The organism is uncultured Metabacillus sp., assembly GCF_947503125.1.
GTDB lineage: Bacteria > Bacillota > Bacilli > Bacillales > Bacillaceae > Metabacillus.
Window position 1 is genome coordinate 23,094 of the sequence record NZ_CANNCR010000051.1, and the last position, 6,228, is coordinate 29,321.

At 37.3% G+C, this 6,228-nt stretch carries 7 protein-coding genes and 1 pseudogene; 4 read left to right on the forward strand and 4 right to left on the reverse strand.

Annotated features, from left to right (window positions below):
* Window positions 1–57: 57 nt before the first annotated feature.
* The 3 genes from Q1B07_RS21330 (at window position 58) to Q1B07_RS21340 (ending at window position 1,822) form a co-directional block, all read left to right on the forward strand.
* Entirely contained in the window at window positions 58–576 is a 519-nt protein-coding gene (locus Q1B07_RS21330) for a YjcG family protein (RefSeq protein WP_299093931.1), read from the forward strand.
* On the forward strand, window positions 577–1,002 hold the full coding sequence (locus Q1B07_RS21335; RefSeq protein WP_299093932.1) for a GNAT family N-acetyltransferase: 426 nt from the start codon (window positions 577–579) through the stop codon (window positions 1,000–1,002). It abuts the gene before it with no gap.
* A gap of 145 nt (window positions 1,003–1,147) precedes the next feature.
* Window positions 1,148–1,822 carry a DUF421 domain-containing protein gene (locus Q1B07_RS21340; RefSeq protein ID WP_299093933.1) on the forward strand — a complete coding sequence of 225 codons (675 nt, stop codon included), beginning with the start codon at window positions 1,148–1,150 and terminating at the stop codon, window positions 1,820–1,822.
* A 38-nt stretch (window positions 1,823–1,860) separates the two neighbouring features.
* Here the strand turns inward: Q1B07_RS21340 and Q1B07_RS21345 are convergent, their stop codons facing one another.
* The gene (locus Q1B07_RS21345; protein ID WP_299093934.1) at window positions 1,861–2,097 is read right to left on the reverse strand and encodes a hypothetical protein; all 237 of its coding nucleotides are present in this window, start codon (window positions 2,095–2,097) and stop codon (window positions 1,861–1,863) included.
* A gap of 219 nt (window positions 2,098–2,316) precedes the next feature.
* Here Q1B07_RS21345 and Q1B07_RS21350 point away from each other — a divergent pair.
* A pseudogene (locus Q1B07_RS21350) lies at window positions 2,317–4,602 on the forward strand (ATP-dependent helicase).
* A gap of 76 nt (window positions 4,603–4,678) precedes the next feature.
* Here the strand turns inward: Q1B07_RS21350 and Q1B07_RS21355 are convergent.
* From Q1B07_RS21355 to Q1B07_RS21365, 3 genes are all read right to left on the reverse strand, one after another.
* The gene (locus tag Q1B07_RS21355) at window positions 4,679–4,993 is read right to left on the reverse strand and encodes a hypothetical protein (RefSeq protein ID WP_299093935.1); all 315 of its coding nucleotides are present in this window, start codon (window positions 4,991–4,993) and stop codon (window positions 4,679–4,681) included.
* A 33-nt stretch (window positions 4,994–5,026) separates the two neighbouring features.
* A complete protein-coding gene (locus tag Q1B07_RS21360) occupies window positions 5,027–5,266 on the reverse strand; it encodes a hypothetical protein (protein WP_299093936.1) in 240 nt (79 codons plus the stop codon).
* 187 nt (window positions 5,267–5,453) lie between these two features.
* A complete protein-coding gene (locus Q1B07_RS21365; RefSeq protein ID WP_299093937.1) occupies window positions 5,454–6,110 on the reverse strand; it encodes a GTP pyrophosphokinase family protein in 657 nt (218 codons plus the stop codon).
* Between the last annotated feature and the right edge of the window lie 118 nt (window positions 6,111–6,228).

The window sequence follows — 6,228 nt, forward strand, 5'->3', positions numbered from 1 at the left end:
TTTATTTTTGAAATTTTGATATACTAACATTAAAAGAATGATCTAGGAGGGAAGGACATGAAATACGGAATTGCCCTTTTTCCATCAAAAAAGCTACAGGATTTAGCAAATTCATACAGAAAACGATATGATACACACTATGCGCTTGTACCGCCGCATGTAACGCTGAAGACAGCTTTTGAAGCAACAGATGAAGAATTGACACAGATCACAAGAGAGCTTCGAAAAATCGCAGAGGAAGCCTCACCTTTAACCCTTTCAATTAAAAAGGTTAGCTCCTTTGCACCTGTTAACAATGTCATTTATTTAAAAGTGGAACCAACCGATGAGCTTCAAGCCTTGCATGAAAAGCTTCATCGCGGCGTTTTACAAAGCCAGCCTGAATATTCTTTTGTCCCTCATATAACAATCGGGCAAAACTTATCTGATGATGAGCATTCTGATGTGCTTGGCAGTTTGCGAATGCTTAATATTACTCATGAGGAAGTTGTTAATCGCTTCCATTTATTATATGAACTCGAAAACGGCTCTTGGACCGTTCATGAAACATTCTTACTCGGAAAGGATTGCAATTAATTGAATGTACAGCAAGTAACAACAAAAGAACAACTCGAGGATGCATTTTCAGTAAGAAGAACCGTATTTGTCGATGAACAGCAGGTACCTGAAGAAGAAGAAATTGACCAATTTGAAGATGAAGCAACACATGTTGTGTTATATGATAATGGGAAGCCAGCTGGCGCTGCACGTGTTCGTGTATTAGATGGGATTGGCAAGCTTGAGAGAATTTGTGTTCTTTCATCAAGCCGGAAAAAAGGTGCCGGAAAGCTGCTCGTATTAAAGTTGGAGGAAATAGCATCCGCTCAAGGCGTTACTAAGTTAAAGTTAAATGCGCAAACCCATGCCATCCCTTTTTATGAACGATTAGGATATGAAACGGTATCTGACGTGTTTATGGACGCAGGAATTCCTCATGTCACTATGATTAAATATACTCATTAATTTCATAGTCTCTTTACGAACGAGTTTGGTTATCCAAGCTCGTTTTTATGTGGTTTTCATCCTATAGTCTCCTCTATCTAAATGGATAGAATAAGCGAAAATGGAAAAAACTATTTGCAACGGTGTCTCTGATGGAGGTTATTTCATGCATTATGCACAAATTACTGTAGAATTAGTTTTAGGCTTAGTCTCCCTTTTTGTCTTGACAAGGATTTTAGGTAAAACCCAGATCACCCAAATTACCACATTTGACTTCATCTCGGCACTCGTTTTAGGAGAGCTTGTCGGAAATGCGATATATGATGAAAAGGTTGGTGTATCTCGAATTATTTATGCAGTTATTATATGGGGACTGCTTATTTACATCTTAGAGATCATTACACAAAAGTGGAGTAGCACACGTGGTTTATTAGAGGGTAGACCATCAATCATCATACGCAATGGGAAAATCATAAGAGAAAGCTTGAAAAAGAACAAGCTTGATATCAACCAGCTTCAGCATCTCATTCGCTCTAAAGGTGCATTCTCCATTCGCGAACTGGAGTATGCGATTTTAGAAACAGATGGAACAGTCAGCATCTTAAAAAAGCCTTCTTATGAAACACCGACAAAAGGCGATTTACAGGTCAATCTTGATCAGGTACACCTGCCAATTACATTTATAAGTGACGGTAAGATTATTAAAGATAATCTCATGGAAGCAGGCTTTAATCTAACCTGGTTAGAGCAGCAGCTTAAACAGCAAAATATTCTTAATGTTAAGGAAGTCTTATATGCTGAATGGCTTGAAGGGGAAGGGCTGCATGTTCAAACATTTTAATGAGGGTGACAGAGACGATGTCACCCTTCCTTTTATACTCAGACATATTCGTTTATAAACTGCCCTTTTCCGGAAAATGAATCGAAATCCTTATTCGTCTTTCTAATTTTTATTTTTTGATCATGACGTATTGCTAATCGCTGTTGTTTTAATTCCTTCTTAGCGGATGGCACTGCAGCAATAGGATAAGTATGTGAATAATGCTGTTGCATAGGAACAGATCTGTTTGCATATTGGATGTAGGCATCATGCTGGACTGGTAGGATATACCCCATTTTTGCTTCTCCTTCCTTTCCTTCTCCTCTACATTTACCTTTTCGATAAGGTCTCATTCTGATAAGATAGTGTTTGTCGCTAATTTTTATATGAATGATCTGCGAAATATAGAAATTAATCTTCATAATTTTATTTATCGATTATACCTTACAAACCCTGCTTCATTTTTATATATACATATTCGATGCAAGAAATTCTTTTCTGGGAGGGGGATCATCTTGAAACATGCGAGAATGAAAGATTTAGAGCTATCTCTAACCACTTTGCCTCGAGAGGATTATCAACGAATCTATGAGGCTAGCTTAAAAAATGACGTAACATGCAAGGCTTGTGGCAAGCCTGTGAAACTATATATTGGCATCAACCAGCAGCCCCATTTCTACCATGTGATGAAGGAAGATGGCAAAACATGCAATGAACTGGATTCCCACCCTTCAACTCAATCAAACCTAACACCGCAGCATTCTATTATGGAAAGTAACTATATGGAGCATAGCGGTTTCCGTCTTCCGAAATCAAGAGCGATTGCTGCAACTGAAAAACCGCTTGTGAGCGAGTGGCGCCCTCCAGCAGCTCTTAAGGGCAGGACACCTTTCATCATAAAATCCCAGCCAGCTTCATCCTTGCTCGGAATACCGCTTGATAATGAGCAAAAAAAAGCTGTCACGACAATCGATGGCCCGCTGCTTATTTTAGCCGGTGCAGGCAGCGGAAAAACCCGTGTCCTAACAACGAGAGCACTCTATATGATGGAAGAAAAATCAATCGATCCGAAATCGATGATGCTTGTAACCTTTACAGCTAAGGCTGCCAGAGAAATGCATGAACGGATTAAAACTAACGCAACAAAGTCAGCTTGACAATTAAACCAGCTTGTCATTGGCACTTTTCACAGCATCTTTTATAAAATGCTTCTCCATCATGACCGTGAAAAATGGAATGGTCAGCATTTGCTTAAATGGGAATGGCAAAAAGAGGCCTACCTGAAACAAACATGCAGGGAAATGACAATTGACGAAAAGGATTTTCCCTTTGACCAAGCGCTTCAGCAAATCGGTTATTGGAAAAATACGATGAAATCGCCACATGATATTTCCCCTAATGACGACTGGGAAGAAACAGTACTGAAACTTTACACGTATTATGAGAAACAAAAGCTTAGTCGCGGACAATTTGATTTTGACGATATGCTTGTCAAATGCTATGACATGCTCAAGGATCATCCGCATTTGCTTAAGGCCTATCAAAATCGGTTTCAGTATTTTCTCATTGATGAGTTTCAAGATATTAATCCTGTTCAATATCATCTTATTAAACTCTTATCAAATCATACGAATAATTTATGCGGCGTTGGTGATGATGATTAAACGATCTATAGTTTTAGAGGCAGTGAGCCCTCCTTCATTTTAAATTTTAAAGAGGAATACCCTGATGCAACAATTATTACCCTTTCAGCAAACTATCGTTCAGATCATCATATTGTTTCATCAGCAAATGAAGTGATTTCCAAAAATAAAAAGCGGTTATCCAAAAGAATGTATGCTCAGGTTCAGTCAGATCATTTACCTGTCTGCTTCTTCCCATATGATGAGGAGGAAGAAGCAACGATGATTGTAAATGATATTAAGGAAAAAATCGCAGACGGTGCGAATCCTGATGAGTTTGCGATTTTATATCGAACACACTCAGGCGGACGCGCAATCTTTGAACGATTTGTTCAATCTAGTATTCCATTTGTCGTTGAAAATGAGAAAAGTTCATTTTATGAACGAAAAATGGTTCGCGGGGCTCTAAGCTATTTGCGTCTAAGTGTTGATCCTGATGATACCGCAGCAGTTAGCGATATCATCCGTGCTTTATTTTTAAAGCAATCTGCTCTTAATGATGTCAAAGCTTTATCCATTCTCCACGATTGTTCACTTGTTGAGGCGTTACTGCATTTAAATGGATTGCCAGCTTTCCAAATGGCCAAACTTAAAAAAATCATCCCAAGAATAAGCACATTAAAAAATGAAAGACCAGGTTTGGCATTGCACATCATAGAAAAAGAACTTGGTTTTCATGACTACGTAAAAAAACAAGGAAATGAAGGAAATGCAATGGACAAAGGTTCAGATGACCTCAATGATTTAAAAGTTATCCTAAAGAAATTTTCATCCGTAAAGGAATTCCTTGAGCATGCTGATCACATGATGCTGACTCAAAGAGCATTAAAGGGCCGCAAGGATTCAACGGAAGACGGGGTTCAACTCATGACGATCCATCGCTCAAAGGGTCTTGAGTTTAAACATGTGTATATCATAGGGGCAGTTGATGGATCCCTTCCTCATGATTTCGCTCTTGACTCAGCCAGAAAAGGAAATCATCAATTTCTAGAAGAGGAACGGCGTTTACTTTATGTTGCGATGACGCGTGCAAAGCAGCAGCTGTTCATCTCAATACCAGCATACCGGCGAGGACGGAAAGCATCAGCTTCACGGTTTTTAAAGCCGTTAATGAGCTAATTAGCTTTGTGTAAGGTTTGAAGAGTAGTATAATTACTACTCTTTTTTTGATGACGACAAAGAACAGCCATCTTCTTTAGTGAAGATGGTTTAAAATTCGTAATGATCGGAGCTCCTGTTTTGTTTCTGAGGTTCCAAGCTGAAAAATTTTTTCATACAAGGTTTTTATTAATTGATCCTGTTCTTCCCGATGTTCTATTCCATTTTCTTCATTTAACGATGTTAGGATTGGTTTGGGATCTAATTCTGTTTTAGTAATTTCCCGTAAAATCTTTCTGATTTCCTGGATTTGCTCATGTGTAGCATTAATTTCATAATAGATTATATGATCATCCAATCTGGATTCTTGGATATCCTCCGCTTCAACTGAAACATAATAGGTTTTAATCATTTCAATCCCCCTTCATTTTTACTCAAACCTTAACTAGTTGGTTTCCGTATTTTTATTTTCATCATCTATCACGTCTTTTTGTTCACCGTCACTAGGACCGTTATCCTGATCTACACCATCTCCGACTCCATTTTCCTGCAGCTCCTGTTCTGCATCATTCATATTTTTTTCTAATTCGTCACTTACTTCTTTCGCTTTATCCACATTTTTCTCTGCTTCATTTATTTCATCCCCACACCCAGCTAGTCCGACTAATGTCATTGTTGCAGCCATTCCTCCAACGAAAAAATTTCTTCTTCCATTTCATCACCATCTTTCATGCCTCCTGCAGTTTAAATCGTGATATCTTTATTAGGTTCCTACCCTTTATGAATCAACCCCAAACAAAAATCATTTTTAAACAATTAAAACCCTCATACCTAAGCAAGTATGAGGGTTTTATAAATGCTGAATTCGTTCATTACACAATAACACGGATTTCGTTTAACTTGTCTTTCACCTTATACATCATCATTTCATCATGAATTCTTTTCATTTTCATATCGAGATAGTAAGCAATTTCGGCTGCTTCTTTTAATTCATTTGTTAATGATTCAGGTACTTCCTTATCATATTTGTAATAAATCTTATGCTCTATGCTAGCCCAAAAATCCATGGCGATCGTACGTATTTGTATTTCAACTTTTATATATTCTGTTCGATTTGTTAAAAAGACTGGAATTTCCACTAATAAATGAAGACTTTGGTAGCCATTAGACTTTGGGTTTTTAAGATAATCCTTTACCTTTAATACGTTAATATCATCCTGACTGGAAATCATATTAAGGATTTTATAAATATCTGATACAAAAGAGCAAATAATTCGGACCCCGGCGATATCCTGAATATGTTTGGCTGCTTCTTCAGTTGTAATCGCCAAGCCTTTTCTTTGCAGCTTTGCTATTATACTTGTTGGTTCCTTTAACCTGGACTTAATATGTTCAATTGGATTATGATGGTGTAAAAATTCAAATTCCTCATTTAATATTTCAAGTTTTGTATTCATTTCATCTAAGGCAAACTTATATAGTAATAAAAAACTTCTCCATGTTGCAATTTGCTCTTTATTTTGTTCCATTTTTTCACCTCTTTTTGTCACCTCGTATTGTAAAAACTTTTATCCTGAATTATTCATACCTTCTCTCAGGTCATGCATTTAATCAAAAATTAATTACATTTCTAAGTTTTTAAAAGAA

Bases quoted from the DNA above. Each gene is read 5' to 3' on its own strand.
- Q1B07_RS21330 (WP_299093931.1), top strand. From the start codon at position 58: ATGAAATACGGAATTGCCCTTTTTCCATCAAAAAAGCTACAGGATTTA.
- Q1B07_RS21340 (WP_299093933.1), top strand. From the start codon at position 1,148: ATGCATTATGCACAAATTACTGTAGAATTAGTTTTAGGCTTAGTCTCC.
- Q1B07_RS21345 (WP_299093934.1), bottom strand. From the start codon at position 2,097: ATGGGGTATATCCTACCAGTCCAGCATGATGCCTACATCCAATATGCA.
- Q1B07_RS21355 (WP_299093935.1), bottom strand. From the start codon at position 4,993: ATGATTAAAACCTATTATGTTTCAGTTGAAGCGGAGGATATCCAAGAA.
- Q1B07_RS21360 (WP_299093936.1), bottom strand. From the start codon at position 5,266: ATGGCTGCAACAATGACATTAGTCGGACTAGCTGGGTGTGGGGATGAA.
- Q1B07_RS21365 (WP_299093937.1), bottom strand. From the start codon at position 6,110: ATGGAACAAAATAAAGAGCAAATTGCAACATGGAGAAGTTTTTTATTA.